The organism is Roseateles sp. Mitsp63 (assembly GCF_059491535.1).
The window spans coordinates 2251131-2273913 of sequence record NZ_CP168509.1; the positions used below are offsets into that span (position 1 = coordinate 2251131).

Sequence of the window (22783 nt, forward strand, 5' to 3'; positions counted from 1 at the left end):
CCGTGCTAGGACGCGCGCCTCACCAGTTGAAGCAGCAATCGAGGCTTGAGGACGCGGACCTCGCGCGCCCGCACCTCCAGCAGCCCGTCGTCCTGCATCCGCGAGAACGTGCGGCTGACCGTCTCCAGCGTCAGGCCGAGGAAACTGCCGATCTCGTCGCGGGTCATGCGCAGCACGACGCTCGAGGACGAGAAGCCACGCGCTCGCAGCCGCCGCATCAGATTGATGAGGAAGGCGGCGACGCGCTGCTCGGCCCGCATGGCGCCGAGCAGCATCATCACGGATTGGTCGCGCACCAGTTCCCGGCTCATCAGGCGCAGGAACTGACGCCGCAGGCGATCGATCTCGCGGGTCAGGTCCTCCAGCCGGCCGTAGGGCACGACACAGACCTGCGAGTCCTCCAGCGCCACCGCGTCGCAGGCATGGGCCCCGCTGAAGATGCCGTCCATGCCCAGCATCTCGCCCGCCATCTGGAAGCCGGTGACCTGCTCGCGGCCGTCCTCGGCGGAGGCGGAGGTCTTGAAGAAGCCGGTGCGCACGAGGTAGATCGCCTCGAAGGCATCGCCCGCCTTGAACAGCACCGTGTTGCGCGCCACCGGCCGGCGCACGGAGACCATGCGTTCCAGCTGTTCGACGTCGGCGGCCGGGAGTCCCGTGGGCAGGCAGACCTGGCGCAGGGCGCAGGTCGAGCAGGCGACCTTGAAGCCTTCTTGCGGCGGAGGGAGAGGAGCGGGAATCGTCGTTCTCGGCATGAGTTCGGCGGGCATGCGAGGAAGCAGCGGATTCTTTGTCGGGCCATCGACGCCAGCAATGACATCAATCAATGACGCTCTGCCAACAAAGGGTGAGGATCGCGCCCCATGAGCCCTGACCCGACCCCGTGGGACTGCAGCATCCCCGATGCCGATCTGCTGCGCCGGTTCGACATCGCGGGACCGCGCTACACCTCATACCCGACCGCGGACCGCTTCCATGCGGGCTTCGATGCCGAGCGTCACGGCGAGATGCTGGCGCTGCGCGCCTTCGGTCCGGCCGCGCCGCTGCCGATGTCGGTCTATGTGCACATCCCGTTCTGCGAATCGGTCTGCTACTACTGCGCCTGCAACAAGGTCGTCACCCGTCATCACGAGCGCGCCGCCGCCTACGTCGACGCGCTCGAGGTCGAGATGAGCCTGGTGCATCGCCGCCTCGGCGCGCGCGCGCCGGTGTCTCAGCTGCATTTCGGCGGCGGCACGCCGACCTTTCTTTCCGATCGTGAGCTGTCGATGCTGATGGCGCTGTTGCATCGGCATTTCCGCCTGACGGCCGATGCGGAGATCTCGATCGAGGTCGATCCGCGCACCATCGACTTCGGGCGCCTGCGCCACCTGCGCGCGCTGGGCTTCAACCGCCTGAGCTTCGGCGTCCAGGACTTCGACCCCGACGTGCAGCGCGCCGTGCATCGCGAGCAGAGCCTGGACAGCGTCGCCACGCTGATCTCGGCCTCGCGCGATCTCGGGTTCAAGTCGATCAACGTCGACCTGATCCATGGCCTTCCGAGGCAGACGCCGGCCTCGTTCGCGCGCACGGTCGAGCAGGTCGCCGCGCTGAGACCGGACCGCATCGCTCTCTACGGCTATGCGCATCTGCCGCACCGATTCAAACCGCAACGCCGCATCGACGCGTCCGCGCTGCCGCCTGCCGCGGACAAGCTCCGCATGCTGTCGGGCGCGATCGCGGGCTTCATCGCGCGCGGCTACAGCTACATCGGCATGGATCACTTCGCGCTCGCGGACGATCCGTTGGCGGTCGCGAAGCGGGAAGGGCGGCTGCACCGCAATTTCCAGGGCTACAGCACCCAGCCGGACTGCGACCTCGTGGCGCTGGGCGTGTCGGCGATCTCGAAGGTCGGGGCCTCGTTCGCGCAGAACGTGAAGACCCTGCCCGAGTACTACGCCGCCTTGCGCGAGGGCCGCCTGCCGGTCGAACGCGGTCTGGCGCTGGATCAGGACGACCTTGTGCGGCGGGACGCGATCATGGCGTTGATGTGCCAGGGCCGGCTGGCCTTCGATCCGATCGAGCGCTCGCATGGCGTCGTGGTTGCCGACTACTTCGCGCCGGAACTGGAGCGGCTGCGCCGCATGGAGGCCGATGGCCTTGTGACCGTCGAGCCGCGCGCCGTCCAGGTCACGCCGACGGGCTGGTTCTTCGTGCGGGCCGTGGCGATGGTGTTCGACCGCTATCTGAAGCTCGCCGGCGCCGCAACGGCATTGCCGGAAGGCGCGGCGGCCGGCGCGGCCGAAACGCCGATCCGCTTCTCCCGCATCCTGTGAGCCTCGACGGGAATCCGGCATGTTGACCCTCGCGCTGGCCGGCTCCGCCTTCCTGATCGGCATCGCCGGCAGCCTGCACTGCACGGCGATGTGCGTGGCGCCTTGCGCCGCCGTGACCGGCGGGCGGCGGCCGGGCGTGCTCCTCTTTCAGGCCGGACGCGTCCTGGGCTACGCCGCGGGCGGTGCCGCGGTCGCGGCGAGTGTCGGAGGGCTCCTGCGTTGGGAACTCGCGTCGGGAGCGCTCCGGCCCCTGTGGCTCGCGCTGCACCTGTCGGTGCTGGCATTGGGCGTCTTCCTGCTCTGGCGGGCCGAAGCGCCGCGCTGGGTGAGCCGCCTGTGGACGGCGCGCGCGCCCGCCGCGGTCGGCATTCCGGTGGCCGCGCTGGGCGGGAGCGCCGTCGCGCTGACGCCCGCGCGTGCCGCCGCGGCCGGCGTCGCCGGCCTGGCCTGGCTCGCCTGGCCCTGCGGCCTGCTGCAGTCCGCATTGACCGTTGCCGCGCTCGCGGAAGGGCCTTGGCAGGGCGCCGGCGTCATGGCGGCGTTCGCGATCGGCTCGTCGCCGGGCCTGCTCGCGGGTCCCTGGCTGCTGCGCAAGGTGAGCGGCGCGGCCGGCGGAGCCGGTGAAGCGGGCGGGGCAGGCGTGCGATTCGCAACCCGGCTGTCCGGCGCGATGCTGGCGGCGGGCGCGCTCTGGGCGCTCGGCCACGGCCTGTGGGCGCAGATCCGCGCGTACTGCGGCTGAAGCCCCCAGGGCCATGGCTGGGGCATCAGCCGATTGAAAGTTTCGCTGTCATAGAATCGGCGCTTCCGGTTTACCCACCCACCTACGCGATTCGCGGAGACGACTCCATGTACCAGCACATCAAGGTGCCCGAGGGCGGGCAGAAGATCACGGTCAACGCCGACTTCTCGCTCAACGTTCCGAACAACCCGATCATCCCGTACATCGAGGGTGATGGCACCGGCTTCGACATCACTCCCGTGATGATCAAGGTGGTGGACGCGGCCGTGGCGAAGGCCTATGGCGGCGCCAAGAAGATCCACTGGATGGAGATCTACGCCGGCGAGAAGTCGACGAAGGTCTACGGCCCCGACGTGTGGCTGCCCGAGGAGACGCTGCAGGTCCTGAAGGACTACGTCGTGTCGATCAAGGGCCCGCTGACGACGCCCGTGGGCGGCGGCATCCGCTCGCTGAACGTCGCGCTGCGCCAGGAACTGGACCTGTACGTCTGCCTGCGCCCGGTGCGCTGGTTCAAGGGCGTGCCTTCGCCGGTCAAGGAACCCGAGAAGACCGACATGGTCATCTTCCGTGAGAACTCGGAAGACATCTACGCCGGCATCGAGTTCGAAGCCCAGAGCGACAAGGCCAAGAAGCTGATCAAGTTCCTGCAGGAGGAATTCGGCGTCAAGAAGATCCGCTTCCCGGAGACCTCGGGCATCGGCGTCAAGCCGGTGTCCAAGGAAGGCACGGAGCGCCTGGTCCGCAAGGCGATCCAGTACGCGATCGACAACGACAAGCCCAGCGTCACGATCGTGCACAAGGGCAACATCATGAAGTTCACCGAAGGTGGCTTCCGTGACTGGGCCTATGCGCTGGCGCAGAAGGAATTCGGCGCCGAGCTGATCGACGGCGGCCCGTGGTGCAAGTTCAAGAACCCGAAGACCGGCAAGGACATCGTGGTCAAGGACAGCATCGCCGACGCGTTCCTGCAGCAGATCCTGCTGCGCCCGGCCGAGTACTCGGTCGTCGCGACGCTGAACCTGAACGGCGACTACATCTCCGACGCGCTGGCTGCCCAGGTCGGTGGCATCGGCATCGCCCCGGGCGCGAACCTGAGCGACTCCGTCGCGATGTTCGAAGCCACCCATGGCACCGCGCCGAAGTACGCCGGCAAGGATTACGTGAACCCGGGTTCCGAAATCCTGTCGGCTGAAATGATGCTGCGCCACATGGGCTGGACCGAAGCGGCCGACCTGATCATCTCGTCGATCGAGAAGTCGATCCTGTCGAAGAAGGTCACGTACGACTTCGCCCGCCTGCTGGACGGCGCGACGCAAGTGTCGTGCTCGGGCTTCGGTCAGGTGATGATCGAACACATGTGATCGCGCGCCGGCCGAGTGCCGGCTCCGGACACCAGGAACCCCGGCCTCACCCGCCGGGGTTTTTCTTTTCCGGCCGGGGAATCCCCGGGGACTCCAGGGGGGAGGTGCGGCCCCAATGCGAAAGGCCCGCTTGCGCGGGCCTTCCTGAGGGCGGGCCGGATCAGTTGGCGGGCGTCAAGCCGCTGCCTGCTGTCCCGCCTGGGCGTCCACGATCAGCGGCATGCCCACGCCCGCCTGGATCGTGTCGCCGCCGTCCAGCGGACGGATGTCCTGGGCCAGTTGCCCCTTGGGCCCCTGCACCAGCTCGTAGCTCACCCTGGAGCCCTGCTTGAGCGTGCGGAAGCCGTCCATCTGAATGGCCGAGAAGTGGGCGAAAACGTCCCCTCCGCCTTGTTCGGGTTCAATAAAGCCAAACCCCTTGGCATCGTTGAACCACTTGACCGTGCCTGTTGCCATGTTCTTCTCCATCCCGGTGTCTTTTTCGCACCGGGGCGGATTCTCAAATCCGTGTCAAGTCAGTGTCAATTGAGGAACTCCCCGGGGTGTTGCGGCGCGATGGTGACAAACTCGGGGCATTGACAGGCTCTGACCCGTCCCCATGTAGGGTGCTCCCGCTGTTTATAGAATTGGCTCATGCCTTTGTTTGCCCAACAGTCCCCCCCACCGGCGGGTCCGCCTGGCGCTTCGCCGCCGGGCACGGAGGATGGAGGGAACTCCACCACACTGGAGCGTGTCGCTCAGAAGACGGAGCCGCCTCGCCTGTATCAGGTGTTGATGCTCAACGACGACTTCACGCCCATGGAGTTCGTGGTGATGGTCTTGCAGGAATACTTCCGCCATGACCTGGATACGGCCACCCAGATCATGTTGAAGATCCATCACGAGGGCCGCGGCGTCTGCGGTGTTTTCACCAAGGACGTGGCGGCCACCAAGGTCGAAATGGTGTCGGCGGCCGCACGGCGCGCCGGCCACCCCCTGCAGTGCATTATGGAGGCCGCATGATTGCGCAAGAGCTTGAAGTCAGCCTGCACATGGCGTTTGTCGAAGCGCGCCAGCAGCGCCACGAATTCATCACCGTGGAACACCTGCTGATGGCGCTGCTGGACAACCCGTCCGCGGCCGAGGTGCTGCGCGCCTGCGCAGCGAACATCGAGGACCTGCGCAAGTCGCTTGCGCAGTTCATCAAGGAAAACACGCCGACGGTCGGCGGCACCGACGAGGTCGACACGCAGCCCACGCTGGGATTCCAGCGGGTGATCCAGCGCGCGATCATGCATGTGCAGTCCACCGGCAACGGCAAGAAGGAAGTGACCGGCGCGAACGTGCTGGTCGCGATCTTCGGCGAGAAGGACTCGCACGCCGTCTACTACCTGCACCAGCAGGGCGTGACGCGGCTGGACGTCGTCAACTTCATCGCCCACGGCATCAAGAAGAGCGAGCCGCCCGAGCCCCCGAAGGGCCCGGAAGGCAACGGTGCCGAGTCCGAGCGCGAGGAAGGCGAGGGCGGCCAGGGCCAGGGCGGCGGCAAGGGCAGCCCGCTCGAGCAGTTCACCCAGAACCTCAACCAGCATGCCCGCGACGGCAAGATCGATCCGCTGATCGGCCGCGAGCTGGAGGTCGAGCGCGTGGTGCAGGTGCTGTGCCGCCGCCGCAAGAACAACCCGCTGCTGGTGGGCGAGGCCGGCGTGGGCAAGACCGCGATCGCCGAAGGACTGGCCTGGCGCATCACCGAGGGCCAGGTGCCCGACGTGCTGGCCGAGGCGGTGGTCTATTCGCTGGACATGGGCGCGCTGCTGGCGGGCACCAAGTACCGCGGCGACTTCGAGCAGCGCCTCAAGGCGGTGATCAAGCAGCTGAAGGACCAGCCCGGCGCGATCCTGTTCATCGACGAGATCCACACGCTGATCGGCGCCGGCGCGGCGTCGGGCGGCACGCTGGACGCGAGCAACCTGCTGAAGCCGGCGCTGTCGTCGGGCCAGCTCAAGTGCATCGGCGCGACCACCTTCAGCGAGTACCGCGGCATCTTCGAGAAGGACGCGGCGCTGTCGCGGCGCTTCCAGAAGATCGACGTGGTCGAGCCGACCGTGGACCAGACCGTCGAGATCCTGAAGGGCCTGAAGTCGCGTTTCGAGGAGCACCACAGCGTCAAGTACGCGCTGGGCGCGCTGCAGGCGGCGGCGGAGCTGTCGGCCAAGTACATCAATGACCGTCATCTGCCCGACAAGGCGATCGACGTCATCGACGAGGCCGGCGCCGCGCAGCGCGTGCTGCCCAAGAGCAAGCAGAAGAAGACCATCACCCGGGCAGAGGTCGAGGACATCGTCGCCAAGATCGCGCGCATTCCGCCGGCCTCGGTGTCGTCGGACGACCGCGGCAAGCTCAAGAGCCTGGACCGCGATCTCAAGAGCGTGGTCTTCGGCCAGGATCCGGCGATCGACGCGCTGGCCGCGGCCATCAAGATGGCGCGCTCGGGCCTGGGCAAGCCGGACAAGCCGATCGGCTCGTTCCTGTTCAGCGGTCCGACCGGCGTGGGCAAGACCGAAGTCGCCAAGCAGCTCGCCTACATCCTGGGCATCGAGCTGATCCGCTTCGACATGTCCGAGTACATGGAGCGCCACGCGGTCAGCCGCCTGATCGGCGCGCCCCCGGGCTATGTCGGCTTCGACCAGGGCGGGCTGCTGACCGAGGCGATCACGAAGAAGCCGCACGCGGTGCTGCTGCTCGACGAGATCGAGAAGGCGCATCCGGACGTCTTCAACGTGCTGCTGCAGGTGATGGACCACGGCACGCTGACCGACAACAACGGACGCAAGGCCGACTTCCGCAACGTGATCATCATCATGACCACGAACGCGGGCGCGGAGGCGATGAACAAGTCGACGATCGGCTTCACGACCAAGCGCGAGCAGGGCGACGAGATGGCCGACATCAAGCGGCTGTTCACGCCGGAGTTCCGCAACCGGCTGGATGCGATCGTGAACTTCGGCGGCCTGAACGAGGACATCATCCTGCGCGTGGTGGACAAGTTCCTGCTGCAGCTCGAGAGCCAGCTGGCCGAGAAGAAGGTCGAGGTGACGTTCAGCGACGCGCTGCGCAAGCACCTGGCGGCCAAGGGCTTCGATCCGCAGATGGGCGCGCGTCCGATGCAGCGCCTGATCCAGGACACGATCCGGCGCGCGCTGGCGGACGAGCTGCTGTTCGGCCGCCTGGTCGAGGGCGGCCGCCTGAGCGTGGACGTGGACGACAAGGGCGAGGTCCAGCTCGACATCACGCCGACGAAGAAGGACAACAAGCCCAAGGCTGAGCCGGCGACGGCCGACTGACACCCGGACTTGGCCCGACGAACGAAAGCCCGCGAAAGCGGGCTTTCTGCTTTCTGGCCGGGTTCCCGGCGGTCGGTCAGGCGTGCGCCGGATCCTGCAGGAAGAACCCGGCGAGGAGCCGATACAGGCGCGGCTGCTCCGCGAGCAGCTCGCGCGGCGCGACGAAGAAGGCCTCGACCGCGACCGCGAAGAACTCCTCCGGCGCCTCGGCGCCATAGGGGTCGATCAGCGTCGCGGCGCCGGCGTCGACCTGGTCGCAGAACCAGTGCCACTCGGCTTCCATCGTCGCCGACCACTGCAGCCGCAGTGCCGCGTCGGCGATGGCGGGCGCGCCATCGGGCTGCCCATCGCGCATGTCGAGCACATGCGCGAATTCATGGATGACGACGTTGTAGACCGGGTCGTGGCCCTCGACGCGCTCGGTCGCCTCGGGCGCGATCTCGCTCCAGGCGAGCATCAGCGGGCCGCCTTCCATCGCCTCGCCGGCCAGCGTCTCGTCGTACTCGTGGACGACGCCGTCCTCGTCCATCGTCTCGCGCGCGGCGACGACCTCGCCCTCGTGCATCACGATGCCGACGAAGCCGTCGTACCACTCGAGCCCCAGCCGCAGCACCGGCAGGCAGGCCTGCGCGGCGACCGCGACGGCCACCTCGTCGGTGACCTCGAAGCCGCCCGCCCCGTGGAACTCCTTCGACGCCAGGAACAGCGAGCACAGCCGGCGCAGCTCGGCGCGATCGGCCTCGCTGCGGCGCGCGATGAACGGGTACTGCGTCAGCGTCAGCTGCCACAGCGGCTCCGAGATCGCGAAGGCCTCGAGCAGCTTGCGCTCGCGGCGTTCGCGCCAGCGCTGGAGCAGGCCGCCGATCATGGCGACGGGATCGGGGAAGGCGCCGTCATCGGCGCGATGCGGCGCAGGCCGCCGGGCTCGAGCACCAGCACGTCGCCGCGGCCGGGGCCATGGTCATAGTCCCAGTCGGACAGCACCGCGCGCGTGAGTCCGCCGCCCAGGTCATGGGTTGCCGGCCGATGGGTGTGGCCGTGGATCAACGTGTCGCAGCCCGACGCGCGCAGCCAGGCGCGCGCCGCGTCGTCGTCCACGTCGGCCCAGGTGGACGGATCGGATTGATGCTGACGGCTCTTCGCCCGCAGATGGCGTGCCAGCGCGCGCCGCGCGAAGAGCGGCATCGCACGCAGCGCCGCCAGCACGGCGGGCCGGCGCACCACGGCGCGCGCGCGCAGGTAGCCGGCGTCGCCCAGGCAGAGCTGGTCGCCATGGCTCAGCAGCCATGAGCGCCCGAACGCATCCAGCCGCGCCGGATCGCTGAGCAGCGTCATGCCGGCATCGGCCGCCATCGGCTCGCCGAGCGCGAAGTCGCGGTTGCCATGCATGAAGAAGAGGGGTTTGCGCGCGGAGACCTCGCGCAGCAGCCCGAGCGCGAAGTGCTCGAAGGTGCCGGCCTGCCAGCGCGCGTCGTCGCCGATCCAGGCCTCGAAGATGTCGCCGAGCAGGACCACGGCGTCGGCGGGCGTGGCCGCCAGATGGGCGCGAAAGCGCGCCAGCGTCGCCGGCATGTCCGGCGACAGGTGCAGGTCGGACAGCAGGTCGATCCGCCGCCAGCCGGGCGCCGCGCGCAGCGGTGCCAGCGGCACCACCGCCCGGGGCAGCGGGAAGGCGGCGGAACCGGGACTCACTCGACCGCGACGGCGCGCTCGATCACGACGGCCTCGACCGGCACGTCATCATGGAAGCCCGAGCGGCCAGTCTTCACCTTCTCGATCTTGTCGACGATGTCCTGGCCGCCGACGACCTTGCCGAACACCGCGTAGCCCCAGCCCGACGGGCTCTCGCTCTTGAAGTTCAGGAAGTCGTTGTCGACCGTGTTGATGAAGAACTGCGCGCTGGCCGAGTGCGGCGCGTTCGTGCGCGCCATCGCGACCGTGTACTTGTCGTTCTTCAGGCCGTTGTTGGCCTCGTTCTGGATCGGGGCGTCGGTCGGCTTCTGCTTCATGCCGGCCTCGAAGCCGCCGCCCTGGGCCATGAAGCCCTTGATGACGCGGTGGAAGATCGTGCCGTCGTAGTGGCCCTTGGCGACGTACGCCAGGAAGTTCTCGACGGTCTTGGGGGCCTTCGCGTCATCCAGCTCCAGCGTGATCAGACCCTGGTTGGTGTGCAGTTCGACTTTCTTGCTCATGTCGGTGACTCCTTATTTCTCGACGGTGGCCTTGTTGATGAGGATGGGGGTGGCGGGCAGGTTCTGGAACGCGAAGTTCTTCTTCACCGTTTCCGCCGCCTTGATCTTGTCGACGACCTCCATGCCTTCGGTCACGTAGCCGAAGACCGCGTAGCCGCGGCCGTCGGCGGCGTAGCCGGGATCCAGGCCCGGGTTGTCGACGACATTGATGAAGAACTGCGAGGTCGCCGAGTTCGGATCGTTGGTGCGCGCCATCGCGACGCTGCCGCGGATGTTCATCAGGCCGTTGCCGGCCTCCAGCGGGATCGGCGCCTTGGTCGGGCGCTGTTTCAGGTCGGGCGTGTAGCCGCCGGTCTGGATCATGAAGTCGCCGATGACGCGATGGAAGATCAGGCCGTTGTAATGGCCGGCCTTCACGTAGGCGACGAAGTTGGCGACCGTCTTGGGCGCCTTCTCCGCGTCCAGCTGGATCTTGATGTCGCCCGCGGTGGTGCTCAGCTTGACGACCTGCGCCTGCGCGAAGGTGCTGGCCAGGCTCAGCAATGCGGCGCCGGCGGCGAGCAGCAGTGGGGATGTCCTCATGGTCGGATGGCGGTGTGGGGTGGAGGAGGGGCGGCGGGCCGTGGGCGCGCCGGGCAGGAGGCTCAGCGCGCCGGGTTGACCCGGGCGTTGTTGAACGCGGTGACGCGCTGCAGCTTGACCTTCAGCGCCGTGTCGTCGCCCAGCGCCTGCTTGAGCGCGCGCTCGTAGGACTGCTGGGCCAGGCGCATCAGCACGTCGCCCATGTTCTCCTGGGCCTGCGAATGGTCGGGCTGCAGTTCCAGCGCGCGCGTCAGCGCCTGGCGGGCGGCTTCGTACTCGCCGCGCGCGGCGTGGATGACGGCCAGGTTGTTGTAGGGGTCGGCCAGGTCGGGGAAGTCCTCGGTCAGGCTGACGAAGATGGCCCGCGCGCGCTCGAGCTGCTGCTGTTCCATCAGCATCGTGCCGAGCGCGAAGCGCAGGCGGGGGTCGTCGGGCGAGGCCTTCAGGCCCGCCTCGGCGGCCTGGATGGCCTGGTCGCGCTTGCCGGAGGCCCACAGGGCCTGCGCGTCGTCGAGCGCGGCGGCATGCGTCAGGGTCGCGCCGGTCATCGCCAGGGCGATGCAGCAGGCGCGGATCAGGGCGGGGAGTCTTGGCATAAGGGGGGCGGGAGGGGGCCGCTATACTGCCGGGCATTCTAGAGCGAGCTTTCGTCTCCCGCTCGCCTCCCGGCCGGCCTCCCGCCCCACCCGCACCGCACCGTCGAACGCGCCGACGCTCGCGACTCGTCGCCAGCCCGGCGATGGCGGCGTCGGCATGCGCGCGGGGCCCGGCGCGAGGGGCACGCGGCGCGACACACGTATGTCCTCCTTGCGCATCTACAACACGCTGACCCGTCAGCAGCAGCCCTTCCAACCGATCGAGCCGGGCCGTGTCCGCATGTACGTCTGCGGCATCACCGTCTACGACCTGTGTCACATGGGCCACGCACGGATGAACCTCGCGTTCGACGTCGTCTACCGCTGGCTCAAGGCCAGCGGCTACGACGTCACCTTCGTGCGCAACATCACCGACATCGAGGACAAGATCATCCGCCGCGCGCTGGAGCGCGGCCTCACGATCCGCCAGCTGACCGACGAGATGATCGCCGCCATGCACCGCGACTTCGCGGCGCTGGGCATCGCGACGCCGACGCATGAGCCGCGCGCCACCGACTATGTCCCGCAGATGCTGGACATCATCGGCAAGCTCGAGGAGAAGGGCCTGGCCTACCAGGCCGAGGGCGGCGACGTGAACTACGCGGTGCGCAAGTTCGACGGCTACGGCAAGCTGAGCGGCAAGTCGCCGGACCAGCTGCGCGCCGGCGAGCGCGTCGCCGTCGACGACGGCAAGCGCGATCCGCTGGACTTCGTGCTGTGGAAGTCCGCCAAGGCCGGCGAGCCCGTGGAAGCCAAGTGGGCCAGCCCCTGGGGCGAAGGCCGCCCGGGCTGGCACATCGAGTGCTCGGCGATGAGCTGCGCGCTGCTGGGCGAGCGCTTCGACATCCACGGCGGCGGCATGGACCTGCAGTTCCCGCACCATGAGAACGAGATCGCCCAGAGCGAGGGCGCGCTGGGTCATCCGTTCGTGAACACGTGGATGCACAACGGCTTCCTGAACGTCGACGGCGAGAAGATGTCCAAGAGCCTGGGCAACTTCTTCACCATCCAGGAAGTGCTGGAGAAGTTCGACGGCGAGTCGATCCGCTTCTTCATGCTGCGCACGCAGTACCGCAGCCCGTTCAATTTCAGCGACGTCAGCCTGGACGACGCGCGCACCGCGCTGCGCCGTCTCTACACCGCGCTGGACGCGGTGGCGCCGGCGGACGTGGCGATCGACTGGACGCAGGGTCCGGCGGCGGCCTTCAAGGCCGCGATGGACGACGACTTCAACACGCCGGGCGCGCTGGCGGTGCTGTTCGACTTGGCGAACCAGGTCAACCGCGACCGCTCCGCGCAGGACGCTGGCCTGCTGAAGGCACTGGGCGGCGTGCTGGGCGTGCTGCAGCAGGCGCCGAAGGCCTTCCTGCAAGCCGGCGCGGGCCTGGACGAGGCCGCCATCGAGGCCCAGATCGCCGCGCGCGCCGCGGCCAAGGCCGGGCGCGACTTCGCCGAGGCCGACCGCATCCGCAAGGCGCTGGCCGAGCAGGGCATCGAGCTGAAGGACTCCGCGGCCGGCACGACCTGGGTCCGCGCGGCCAAGGCGGGAGAGCAGGCCTGATGGCGCGTGTGGCGACTGCCGGGGTGACCCCGGACTATTGGGATGAAGCCTGCCGTCACCTGGTCAAGCGCGACCGGGTGATGAAGAAGCTGATTCCGCAATTCGGCGAGGCGCGGCTGCAGAGCCGCGGTGACGCGTTCACGACGCTGGCCAGATCGATCGTCGGCCAGCAGATCTCGGTGAAGGCGGCGCAGGGCGTGTGGGACAAGTTCGCCGAACTGACCTCGGGGCCGTCCAACCGCATCAAGCCGGTGGAGGTGCTGGGCCTGGAGAAGGACACGCTGCGCGGCGTGGGCCTGTCGGCCCGCAAGGTCGAGTACCTGAGCGACCTGGCGCAGCATTTCGAATCGGGCCAGGTCCATGTGCGCCAGTGGGCGCAGATGGAGGACGAGGCCATCATCGAGGAGCTGGTCGCGATCCGCGGCATCGGCCGCTGGACGGCGGAGATGTTCCTGATCTTCCACCTGATGCGGCCCAACGTGCTGCCGCTGGACGACCTGGGCCTGCTCAAGGGCATCAGCCAGCACTACTTCAGCGACGAGCCGGTGTCGCGCGCGGAAGCCCGCGAGCTGGGCGAGGGCTGGGCCCCGTACCGCTCGGTGGCCACATGGTACATTTGGCGGAGCCTCGATCCGCTACCCGTGGATTACTGAGAATGAGCAAGAAACACTTCCTCGAATTCGAGCAGCCCATCGCTGAGCTCGAAACCAAGATCGATGAGCTCCGCTACGTGCAGAGCGAGTCCGCGGTCGACATCTCCGAGGAGATCGACCGCCTGGGCAAGAAGAGCCACCAGCTGACCAAGGACATCTACGCGAATGTCCTGCCCTGGCAGGTGTACCAGGTGGCCCGCCACCCGCAGCGTCCGCAGACGCTGGACTACTGCGGCGAAGTCTTCACCGAATTCCAGGAGCTGCACGGCGACCGCCACTTCGCGGACGATGCCGCGATCGTCGGCGGCCTGGCGCGCTTCAACGGTCAGGCCTGCATGGTCATCGGCCACCAGCGCGGCTCGGACGCCAAGGAGCGCACGCTGCGCAACTTCGGCATGCCGCGCCCGGAGGGCTACCGCAAGGCGCTGCGCCTGATGAAGCTGGCCGAGAAGTTCGGCCTCCCGGTCTTCACGTTCATCGACACGATGGGCGCGTACCCCGGCATCGGCGCGGAAGAGCGCGGCCAGTCCGAGGCGATCGGCCGCAACATCTTCGAGATGGCCCAGCTGGAAGTCCCGATCGTCGCGACGGTGATCGGCGAAGGCGGCTCCGGCGGCGCGCTGGCGATCGGCGTGGCCGATCAGGTGCTGATGCTGCAGTTCTCCGCCTACTCGGTGATCTCGCCGGAAGGCTGCGCCTCGATCCTGTGGAAGACCGCCGCGCGCGCGTCCGAGGCGGCCGAGGCGCTGGGCATCACCGCGCACCGCCTGAAGGCGCTGGGCCTGATCGACAAGATCGTCAGCGAGCCGGTGGGCGGCGCGCATCGCGATCCCAAGCAGATGGCCTCCAACCTGAAGCGCGCCCTGGGCGACGCGCTGCGCCAGGTCTCCGACCTGAAGACCAAGGATCTGCTGGAGCGCCGCTACGAGCGCCTGCAGGCCTATGGCCGATTCGGCGACACCAAGAGCCGCTGATCCCGCCGGTTCCGGCGAGTCCTCCTCGCGCCACGTGATCGCGGTCGCCGCCAGCGGCGGCCGGGATTCGACGGCGCTCCTTCACGCCACCGCTGTCGCGGCCCGATCGCTTGGGCTGCGCGTGGTGGCGTTGCACATCCATCACGGACTGAGCGCGCATGCCGACGCGTGGCTGGCGCAGCTGCGGGCGCAGGTCGACGGCTGGGCGGCCGAGGGCCTGCCGGTCGCGCTGGTTCATGAGCGCTTGAGCGGCGCGCCCGGCCCCGGCGACAGCATCGAGGCCTGGGCCCGCGCGGGCCGTCATGCCGCGCTGCAACGCCTGACCCTCGCGGCTGGCGCCGACCTGCTGCTGCTGGCGCATCACCGGCGCGACCAGGCGGAGACCTTCCTGCTGCAGGCGCTGCGAGGCGCGGGAGCCGCCGGACTGTCCGCGATGCCGCGCGCCCAATGGCGTGACGGCGTCTGCTGGGCGCGCCCCTGGCTGGACCATCCGCGCGAGGCGATCGAGGCCTATGTCGCGGCGCATGGCCTGCGTTTCGTCGATGACGACAGCAATGCCGACGCCCGCTATGCCCGCAACCGGCTGCGCCTGGCCCTTTGGCCGGCGCTTGCCGTGCAATCCGCGGGCGCCGAATCCGCGCTCGCGCAGTCGGCCGAGTGGGCGCAGCAGGCCGCCGATCTTCAGCGCGAGATCGCCGACGAAGACCTCGCGCGCTGGAGTGATGCCAGCGGACTCTCGCAGGAGGCGCTGCGGGCGCTCAGTTCAGCCCGCGCCACGAATCTGCTGCGCGCATGGCTGCATCGGGAGACCGGCCGCGCCGCGCCGGCGACGCTGATCCGTCGCCTCCAGTCCGAGGCGCCCGGCGCGTCCTCGGCGCAATGGCCGCTCGGCGGCCACACGCTGCATCTCTATCGCGGACGATTCCTCGTGCGTGGCACGGGCCCCGCGGCAATCGCGCGCGACGCCCCGCTCGCGACCGCGCCGCCATCCCTGTTCGTCGACCTCTCGCGTCCTGGGCGGCACGCGCTGCCGCGGTGGCGTGGCGCTTTCCATGTCGAACCCGTGACCGTGGGAGGCATCGCGCTTTCTGCGCTCAGCAATGTCGAGTTGCGCCGGCGCGAAGGCGGGGAGCAGTTCCAGGCGCACGCGAAGGGGATGCCGCGCGCGCTGAAGAAATGCTGGCAGACGGCGGGAATCCCCGCTGTACAGAGGGAAGGGCCGCTGCTCCACGTCGCCGGGCAGCTGGTGTTCGTGCCCGGACTGGGGATCGACGCGCGCTGGATCGCGCCGGCCGGTGAAGCACAGATGACGCTGCGATGGGTGCCGGATGCATGCGGATCGCGCATGGGCAGCGACGTTGCGGGCAGGGGCGCGTCTTAGAATCGCCCGTCTCCCCCTGCAGTCATCTGACACTCCCATGGCATTGATCGTTCACAAGTACGGCGGCACCTCGATGGGGTCCACCGACCGTATCCGCAATGTGGCCAAGCGCGTCGCCAAGTGGGCGCGGGCGGGTCACCAGATGGTGGTGGTCCCCTCGGCGATGAGCGGCGAGACCAATCGCCTGCTCGGCCTGGCCAAGGACCTGTCGCCCGCGAGTTCGTCGCCGTCGCTGATGCGCGAGCTCGACATGATCGCCTCGACCGGCGAGCAGGTGTCGGTCGGCCTGCTCGCGATCGCGCTGCAGGCCGAGGGCCTGGATGCCGTCAGCTACACCGGCTGGCAGGTCGGCGTGGCGACGGACAGCTCGTACACCAAGGCGCGCATCGAGAGCATCGACGACGCGAAGGTGAAGGCGGATCTCGACGCCGGCCGTGTCGTCGTCATCACCGGCTTCCAGGGCGTGGACGAGGACCGCAACATCACGACGCTGGGGCGCGGTGGTTCGGACACGTCGGCCGTGGCGATCGCCGCGGCGATCAAGGCGGACGAATGCCTGATCTACACCGACGTGGACGGTGTCTACACGACCGATCCGCGCGTGGTGCCCGAGGCGCGCCGCATGAGCACCATCAGCTTCGAGGAGATGCTGGAGATGGCATCGCTGGGCTCGAAGGTGCTGCAGATCCGCTCGGTGGAATTCGCGGGCAAGTACCGTGTGCCGATGCGCGTGCTGAGCAGCTTCACGCCGTGGGACATCGACATCAACGAAGAAGCCAAGTCCGGCACCCTGATCACTTTTGAAGAGGACGAACAAATGGAACAAGCCGTCGTCTCCGGCATTGCATTCAACCGCGACGAGGCCAAGGTGACGCTGCTGGGCGTGCCGGACAAGCCGGGCATCGCGTTCCAGATCCTGGGCCCGGTGGCCGACGCCAACATCGACGTCGACGTGATCATCCAGAACGTGTCGCAGGACGGGAAGACGGACTTCTCGTTCACGGTGCACCGCAACGACTACCAGCGCGCGATGGAGCTGCTGGAGAAGACGGTGGGGCCGGCGGTGCAGGCCGCCAAGGTGACCGGCGACCAGCGCATCTGCAAGGTGTCCATCGTGGGCATCGGCATGCGCTCGCACGTGGGCGTGGCGTCGAAGATGTTCCGCGCGCTGTCGGAAGAGGGCATCAACATCCAGATGATCACGACCAGCGAGATCAAGACCTCGGTGGTGATCGACGAGAAGTACATGGAGCTGGCGGTGCGCGCGCTGCATCGCGCGTTCGACCTGGACCAGGAAATCGAAGCCTGATCGAGAGGGTCAGGCGGCGATTTGGTTGAGGGCTCGGAAAGCCATGCTATAGTCGCTGCTTCTTCGGTTGGAGACGTGACCGAGTGGCCGAAGGTGCTCCCCTGCTAAGGGAGTATGTGGGCAAAACCTGCATCGAGGGTTCGAATCCCTCCGTCTCCGCCAACCAGATGCGAACCCCCGCAGCGAAAGCTGCGGGGGTTTTTGCATTGGGGCGATGACTTTGATGCGACGTATGTGGGCGGCGGCGGTGGCTTATGTTGGCGACGTACGCACCGCAATACGCAGGCCGCGATGGCTTCGCGAAGCGGCGTTACAAGGCGACAACCTACCGTTGCGGACTTGCGAGCGGATGCGCGTGCGAGCCGGAAGGCCATCAGGTCGTTGAAGTTCAGCGGAACGCTGCATGGCTGGGCTTGTGTCATCACTGCCTTCTCACGACAACGGCTGTCGCCCTCGGGCACGAGCCGGTTGATCCGATCACCGTTGCCGAGGCACTTCGCTGGGGTCGAAATGGGTTCAAAGCCCCGAAGGAGTTCCTGGCGATGTCCTTTTCAATCTTTCTTGTTCTCTTGGCAGGCCTGCTTGTCGTGGGACTGCTTCTCGGCGGCATCAAGATGGGTGCTAGCCGTCCAAGGACCACGAACGGAGGCGATCCGATCACGGCCCGCGACCCCCTGACTGCCCGCGAACAGTCCATGTTCTTTCGCCTGCAGACGGCCTTCCCGGAACAGATCGTGTTGGCACAGGTGGCGATGTCGGCGTTGTTGAAGGCGCCGACCGCCCAGAGCAGAGCTACGTTCGACCGCAAAGTCATTGACTTCGTGGTTTGCTCGAAAGCGTTCGTGCCTCTGCTGGTGATCGAACTGGACGATGCCAGCCATGCGAGGAAGGCAGCGAAAGACGCGGCGCGAGATGCGGTGCTGGGGCGGGCCGGATATCGCGTGCTTAGATTCGTGAACATCCCCGACGACAGGGACCTGCGGGCCTCTCTTGAACAGGCGTCGGCGAGCGAAGCTGAGGGGGCTTTTTCATCGGGGCGATGTCGTGAGGCTGGTGGGCTCAGCCGCTCACCTCCATCACCATCATGAGACCGCCACCACCCTGATGCTCGACGTTGTTGTTGGTCGTGTGGTGGGGGATGTGGCAGTGCACCAGCCACTTGCCTGGCCGGCGCGCCTTCCAGATCACGTCGTAGCGCTGACCCGGCCCGACGTTGACCGTGTCCGCGTCGAAACGCGCGCCCGCCGGCAGCGCCATGCCATCGCGCGCCACCACCGTGAACGGCCCGCCGTGCACGTGCATCGGGTGCACGAAGCCGTTGTTGGTGCCGATGAAGCGCAGCTTGATGGTCTCTCCCACCTTCATGCGCACCGTGTCGGTGGCGGGGTAGGCCTTGCCGTTGATGGTGAAGTAGTTCGGCAGCCCGCCCTCCATCGGCATCGCCGGATAGGTCAGCCCCTCGCGCGCCAGCCATTCCTGCAGCTGCAGCACGTACTCGTGGTCGGCCCCCGGCTCGGCGGCCGGGTCCTTGGGATCGATGATCAGCGCCCCGTACAGCCCGAGCGCCTGTTGCCGGTCGGCATGGTCATGGGAGTGATAGAAGAAGGTTCCAGCCTGCTCCGCGGTGAACTCATAGACATGGCTGCCGCCCGGCGGAATCGGCGCCTGGGTGATGTTCGCCGGCCCATCCATCGCGTTGGGCAGGATCAGGCCGTGCCAGTGCACCGTGGTGGACTCCGGCAGCCGGTTCGTCACCTTGATGCGCACGCGGTCCCCTTCGGTGAAGCGCAAGCGCGGCCCCGGGATCTGGCCGTTGAACGCGTAACCCTCGACCCGCTGGTCCGGCAGGATGTGCCATCGCACCACCGCGGTGTCGAGCTCGAACACCTTGACGCCTTGCTCGAGCCGCGGCTGCAGCATCCGGTCGCCCCGCGCGTCGGGCGATGCGACCGCACGCACGTCGCGCGGATGCACGGCCGCCATGTCGCGCATGGCCTCGCCCGGCGTGTCCCATCCCATGATCATTCCCGGCGGCATGATGGCGCCGCCCACCTCCCGCGCGGACAGGCGCATGTTGACGAACAGCGAGGGCATCGTCATGCCGGCCATCAGCATCAACGCGGTGGTGATCGTCACCGCGGCCACCTGCGGGCGGGTGACGTCGGGCCGCATGCCGTGGCCGGCCTGTCCATGATGAGCTCCGTGAGCCTCGTGAGCGCCGTGCGCCCCATGGCCGCGCTGCCCGGCGCGCTCGGTCATCAACCCGTGCTTCATGCCGCGCGACACCATCCAGACGTTGACCGGATAGGCGACGGCGAAGCCGGCGATCACGCCGAAGGACATCACGCCCCAGAACAGCAGTTCCGCGGGGTCCATCGCGCGCATGTCGCGGCCCATCATCAGCAGCGTCATCACCGGCGCCATGCCGGCCATCATCGCGTTCATGCTGATGAACTCGGGCATGAAGGACTGGCGCACGTTCTGCCAGTAGCTGCCGCCCATCATGTTCTTCATGAACAGGGACTGGAAGATGAACAGGCCGAACGCGAAGCCCGCGAGGTACTCGACGATCAGGTCCAGCCACATCGGCAGGCCCAGCGAGGCCGTGACCGCCGCCGCGAGGATGATGCCGGTGGCGTCCCCGGCCACGCAGTGGATGGTCGAGCCGGCGCCTTGCTTCCACAGCGGCTGGATGAACGCCTCGTGTTCGCCGGGGCGAGGCTCCTTGTCGGCCATCACGTACAGCAGCAGCCCGATCGGGCCCATGTATGCGGTGACCAGCACGAAGCCCCATTTCATGACCACCGGTTCCGGGTTGTGGCGGAACTGGTCCCAGGCGACGTAGCCGGTGGAAAGCGCCGCCACCGCGAACCAGGCGACGAGGAAATGGTCGATCGGCTGCACGAGCATCGTCGTTCTCCCTGACGGCAGAAGACGGCACTGTCGACCTTGCCACTGGGGCAAGGTCAATGGCAACGCGCAGCGACCCTGCGTGCCGCGCGGATTTGAGCCGGGCCTTGCTTGCCCTCGGCGGTCAGGAGGCTGGTCGAATCGAAGGCGTCCGAGGTCGGCGCGTGAGGCGCGCGGCGCTCAAGAAGCAGTGCCGGGTTCCGCCCGCGGGCGGGGGACCGCCGCCGCGGGCGGCAAGGCCCTGAGCAGCGCCGCGACGCAGGCGGCATTGAGCGTCGCCCCGGCGTCGTTGGTGTGGGTGTTGGCATCGGCGAAGAGCCGGTCGACCTCGGCCTCGCCGAGCGCCCGGTAGGCCGTGGTGACGGCCCGGGTGAGATCGATGAACAGGCCACCCTCGCGCCGCGTCACCTCCCGGCCCCAGGCACCAACGTCGGCGAAGTCGACGCCGTCCCGCCAGCGGTCGCGGTGCGGCACCGGCGAGACGATGACAGGCACCGCGCCGGCGGCCCGCGCGTCGCGCAGGTACTCCGTGAGATAGGCGCCGAAGCTGCGCACCTGCTCGACGCCGCCTTCGGGCAGCGCTTCCTCCGCGGTCTCGTCACCGATCCCCGGCAGCACGCCGCGCTGCTTGGCGGCGGGATCGCCGACGCGGCCGACGTCGTTGTGGCCGAACTGGATCAGCACCGTGTCGCCCGGCCGCAGCAGCGAGCGCACCGCGGCCCAGCGTCCTTCGCGCAGGAAGCTGCGGCTGCTTCGTCCGGCCATCGCATGATTGGCCACCGCCACCTCGCCGGGATCGAACCATGGCGCGAGCCGCTCGCCCCATCCCCATTGACCGTTGCGGCCGGCGCTTCGCACGGTGGAATCGCCGACGACGAACACCGTGGTCTTGCGATCGGGCGCGATACCCGGCCCGGCGGCGGGTCCGGGCGATCCGCCCGCCAGAAGCGAGCGCCATGACGCCGGCCCCAGCAGCGCCGCCAGCGCCAGCAGGGTCCGCCGCCGCGGCCCGAGGGATCGCGCGCTCATTGGAGGAAGTCGATCGCGTCGACCGCGAACGAGGGGCTCAGATAACCAGTGGCCGAGCCGCCGCCGGCGACGTTGATCGTCAGCGTGTTGGTGCCGGCGACCAGCGCGCTCGCGGGGATCGCGAAGCGGTAGGTGGTGTTGTTGCCGCGATAGGTCCCGACCGTGAGCGTGCGCGTCGTCGGCTGCGTCGAGGCCGCCGGCGTGTCCGAGCTCCAGCTGTTGACGCTGATCGCGGGCCGACCGTTGGCCTTCGCCGTCGTGATGCCGATGCGCAGCGTCGCGTCCTTGAGCTGGGCGCTGGTCAGGTTGAAGCGCACGACCTGGCCGCTGTTCACGTCACGCCAGAGATACGCCGGGAACGCCGTGTCGGCCGAGCCCCCCACGGTGAAGACCCCGGGCGACCAACTCGCCAGCCGCGTATCGGAGGGATGCATCGACGTGACCTTGTCGCCGTTGCGCAGCTCAGTGGGCGCGCCGTCCCAGCGGCCGATGCGCCACACCGCGGCAGCGGCCTGCGGATCGTCGTCGATCGCGATGGTGTTCAGCGAGGCGGTGCTCCCGGCGGCGACCTGCACGCTGGTGCTGTAGACCGCCAGCTCGTTCTTGTAGACGGTGAGCGTGTAGGCGCCGGGCAGCATGCCGGTGGACTTGAAGAAGCCGCGGTTGGCCAGGTCGGCCGAGGTCCAGTACTGCGCCTGGCCGTTGGCGAATCCGACGGTGTAGGCATTGCCCGCGACGGTGCCCGTCAAGCCCACGCCGGCGATGCCGCCGCGGCCGGACGGCGGCACGTAGCCTTGCAGCCCTGCCACGGAGAACCAGCTGGTGTCGGGCGCGGCCGGGGCGCTGCCGTCGGTGAAGATCAGCGTGTAGGCATTGAGCACGCCAAGCCGGAAGGCCTCGGTCTGGCTCTCGCCGTAGTTGACGATGTAGGTCAGCTCGTTGGTGGTGGCGGTGATCTGGTTGAGCAGGCTGCGATAGAACGGGCCGCCCGAGCCGCCTTCCTGGCCGTCGCGGTAGATCCACAGGCCGACGGTGCCGGCGCTGTTGCGGCCGCCGAAGTAGGACCAGTCCTTCAGCCGCTGATTGGCGTAATGCTTGGAGCGCGTCTGGCCCGCCGAGGCGCTGCTCGCGGAGAAGCCGAACACGTCACCGGACTCCACCGTGGTGTCGGTGCCGCGCAGGTCCTGCGGCCACGTGCCGTCGCTGGTCTGCCCGCCCGGAACGCCGGCCGGCGGCCCGCTGGACAGCGCGCCGATGGGCACGCGCACGATGTAGCGCACCATGCCCAGCGTGTCGGGCTCCTCGCTGAAATAGGTGGCCATGTAGACGCGGGGCTCGCCCGCCTTGATCAGGTAGTAGTGCTTGAGCCACCCGCCCTTGCTGCTGTTGCTGGTGACCGTGATCCTGATGTACGCCCCGCCCGTGAGCGTGCCGTCCCGCGCCGTCGAGGCCGGCGTCGGAGCGCCGCTGGCGGACAGCATCTCGGCCGAGACGCTCACCGCCGAGACATTGCTGTACAGCGCGTCGAAGCCCGAGTTGAGCTGGGAGCCGCGCGTCTGGTCCTGGTACTGGACGCCGCGGTAGACGAGGCTGGAGATGTCGCCCGCGGACTGCGTGCTGGCGCCGTTGTCATAGGCCATGACCCGCAGGACCAGGCCGGCATCGGTGTCCACCTCGTACTGCACCTTGGACGCGTTGCCGCTGTCCCAGCGCGTGGTGAGGCTGAACGCGGCCATCGCCGCATGGGGCAGGGCGAGCGCGCTCGCGGCGACGGCGGCGCGCGCCAGCCAGGCGCGCCAGGATCGGGGATTCAACATGC

General features: G+C 68.3%; 21 protein-coding genes and 1 tRNA gene. 12 read left to right on the forward strand and 10 right to left on the reverse strand.

Annotation, left to right across the window (positions count from 1 at the left end):
• Window positions 1–5: 5 nt before the first annotated feature.
• Window positions 6–767 carry a fumarate/nitrate reduction transcriptional regulator Fnr gene (gene fnr, locus ACEN96_RS09960; RefSeq protein ID WP_495587859.1) on the reverse strand — a complete coding sequence of 254 codons (762 nt, stop codon included), beginning with the start codon at window positions 765–767 and terminating at the stop codon, window positions 6–8.
• A 93-nt stretch (window positions 768–860) separates the two neighbouring features.
• Here fnr and hemN point away from each other — a divergent pair, with 93 nt between their 5' ends.
• The 3 genes from hemN (at window position 861) to icd (ending at window position 4415) form a co-directional block, all read left to right on the forward strand.
• Window positions 861–2312, forward strand: coding sequence for an oxygen-independent coproporphyrinogen III oxidase (gene hemN, locus ACEN96_RS09965; RefSeq protein ID WP_495587860.1), 1452 nt, complete (start codon window positions 861–863; stop codon window positions 2310–2312).
• A 19-nt stretch (window positions 2313–2331) separates the two neighbouring features.
• Window positions 2332–3054, forward strand: a complete 723-nt coding sequence (locus ACEN96_RS09970) for an urease accessory protein UreH domain-containing protein (RefSeq protein WP_495587861.1) — start codon at window positions 2332–2334, stop codon at window positions 3052–3054.
• A 107-nt stretch (window positions 3055–3161) separates the two neighbouring features.
• Window positions 3162–4415, forward strand: coding sequence for an NADP-dependent isocitrate dehydrogenase (gene icd / locus ACEN96_RS09975; protein ID WP_495587862.1), 1254 nt, complete (start codon window positions 3162–3164; stop codon window positions 4413–4415).
• Window positions 4416–4589: 174 nt separating this feature from the next.
• Here the strand turns inward: icd and ACEN96_RS09980 are convergent, their stop codons facing one another.
• Entirely contained in the window at window positions 4590–4883 is a 294-nt protein-coding gene (locus tag ACEN96_RS09980) for a cold-shock protein (RefSeq protein ID WP_495587863.1), read from the reverse strand.
• 165 nt (window positions 4884–5048) lie between these two features.
• On the opposite strand from ACEN96_RS09980, the gene clpS reads away from it, so the two are divergent.
• Both clpS and clpA read left to right on the forward strand, forming a co-directional pair.
• Window positions 5049–5417: an ATP-dependent Clp protease adapter ClpS gene (gene clpS / locus ACEN96_RS09985; RefSeq protein ID WP_343640173.1), complete on the forward strand. Its 369-nt coding sequence runs from the start codon at window positions 5049–5051 to the stop codon at window positions 5415–5417.
• Window positions 5414–7738, forward strand: a complete 2325-nt coding sequence (gene clpA, locus ACEN96_RS09990; protein ID WP_495587864.1) for an ATP-dependent Clp protease ATP-binding subunit ClpA — start codon at window positions 5414–5416, stop codon at window positions 7736–7738. Before clpS ends, clpA begins: the two co-directional genes overlap by 4 nt.
• A gap of 76 nt (window positions 7739–7814) precedes the next feature.
• Here clpA and ACEN96_RS09995 read toward each other — a convergent pair whose 3' ends face one another.
• From ACEN96_RS09995 to ACEN96_RS10015, 5 genes are all read right to left on the reverse strand, one after another.
• Window positions 7815–8606, reverse strand: coding sequence for a M90 family metallopeptidase (locus tag ACEN96_RS09995; protein WP_495587865.1), 792 nt, complete (start codon window positions 8604–8606; stop codon window positions 7815–7817).
• Window positions 8603–9430 (reverse strand): UDP-2,3-diacylglucosamine diphosphatase, encoded by an 828-nt coding sequence (locus tag ACEN96_RS10000; RefSeq protein ID WP_495587866.1) that lies wholly within the window; start codon window positions 9428–9430, stop codon window positions 8603–8605. Before ACEN96_RS10000 ends, ACEN96_RS09995 begins: the two co-directional genes overlap by 4 nt.
• On the reverse strand, window positions 9427–9930 hold the full coding sequence (locus ACEN96_RS10005; RefSeq protein ID WP_495587867.1) for a peptidylprolyl isomerase: 504 nt from the start codon (window positions 9928–9930) through the stop codon (window positions 9427–9429). The genes ACEN96_RS10000 and ACEN96_RS10005 overlap by 4 nt, the downstream gene beginning before the upstream one ends.
• A 12-nt stretch (window positions 9931–9942) precedes the next feature.
• Window positions 9943–10512: a peptidylprolyl isomerase gene (locus ACEN96_RS10010; RefSeq protein ID WP_495587868.1), complete on the reverse strand. Its 570-nt coding sequence runs from the start codon at window positions 10510–10512 to the stop codon at window positions 9943–9945.
• A gap of 62 nt (window positions 10513–10574) precedes the next feature.
• Complete coding sequence (locus ACEN96_RS10015; RefSeq protein WP_495587869.1) at window positions 10575–11108, reverse strand: tetratricopeptide repeat protein; 534 nt, start codon at window positions 11106–11108, stop codon at window positions 10575–10577.
• A gap of 202 nt (window positions 11109–11310) precedes the next feature.
• Between ACEN96_RS10015 and cysS the strand changes: the two genes are divergently transcribed.
• The 7 genes from cysS to ACEN96_RS10050 all read left to right on the forward strand — a co-directional run bounded on the left by cysS (window position 11311) and on the right by ACEN96_RS10050 (window position 18113).
• Entirely contained in the window at window positions 11311–12708 is a 1398-nt protein-coding gene (cysS, locus tag ACEN96_RS10020) for a cysteine--tRNA ligase (RefSeq protein WP_495587870.1), read from the forward strand.
• On the forward strand, window positions 12708–13361 hold the full coding sequence (locus ACEN96_RS10025; protein WP_495587871.1) for a DNA-3-methyladenine glycosylase family protein: 654 nt from the start codon (window positions 12708–12710) through the stop codon (window positions 13359–13361). The genes cysS and ACEN96_RS10025 overlap by 1 nt, the downstream gene beginning before the upstream one ends.
• A 2-nt stretch (window positions 13362–13363) precedes the next feature.
• Window positions 13364–14335 carry an acetyl-CoA carboxylase carboxyltransferase subunit alpha gene (locus ACEN96_RS10030; RefSeq protein ID WP_495587872.1) on the forward strand — a complete coding sequence of 324 codons (972 nt, stop codon included), beginning with the start codon at window positions 13364–13366 and terminating at the stop codon, window positions 14333–14335.
• Window positions 14304–15716, forward strand: coding sequence for a tRNA lysidine(34) synthetase TilS (tilS, locus tag ACEN96_RS10035; RefSeq protein ID WP_495587873.1), 1413 nt, complete (start codon window positions 14304–14306; stop codon window positions 15714–15716). The genes ACEN96_RS10030 and tilS overlap by 32 nt, the downstream gene beginning before the upstream one ends.
• Window positions 15717–15753: 37 nt before the next feature.
• Window positions 15754–17025, forward strand: a complete 1272-nt coding sequence (locus ACEN96_RS10040; protein WP_495587874.1) for an aspartate kinase — start codon at window positions 15754–15756, stop codon at window positions 17023–17025.
• 69 nt (window positions 17026–17094) lie between these two features.
• Window positions 17095–17187, forward strand: a tRNA-Ser gene (locus tag ACEN96_RS10045).
• 92 nt (window positions 17188–17279) lie between these two features.
• A complete protein-coding gene (locus tag ACEN96_RS10050; RefSeq protein WP_495587875.1) occupies window positions 17280–18113 on the forward strand; it encodes a DUF2726 domain-containing protein in 834 nt (277 codons plus the stop codon).
• Here the strand turns inward: ACEN96_RS10050 and ACEN96_RS10055 are convergent.
• From ACEN96_RS10055 to ACEN96_RS10065, 3 genes are all read right to left on the reverse strand, one after another.
• On the reverse strand, window positions 18085–19935 hold the full coding sequence (locus ACEN96_RS10055; protein WP_495587876.1) for a multicopper oxidase domain-containing protein: 1851 nt from the start codon (window positions 19933–19935) through the stop codon (window positions 18085–18087). The genes ACEN96_RS10050 and ACEN96_RS10055 overlap by 29 nt on opposite strands.
• Window positions 19936–20115: 180 nt before the next feature.
• Window positions 20116–20964, reverse strand: coding sequence for a rhamnogalacturonan acetylesterase (locus tag ACEN96_RS10060; protein WP_495587877.1), 849 nt, complete (start codon window positions 20962–20964; stop codon window positions 20116–20118).
• The gene (locus ACEN96_RS10065; RefSeq protein ID WP_495587878.1) at window positions 20961–22781 is read right to left on the reverse strand and encodes a rhamnogalacturonan lyase B N-terminal domain-containing protein; all 1821 of its coding nucleotides are present in this window, start codon (window positions 22779–22781) and stop codon (window positions 20961–20963) included. Before ACEN96_RS10065 ends, ACEN96_RS10060 begins: the two co-directional genes overlap by 4 nt.
• Between the last annotated feature and the right edge of the window lie 2 nt (window positions 22782–22783).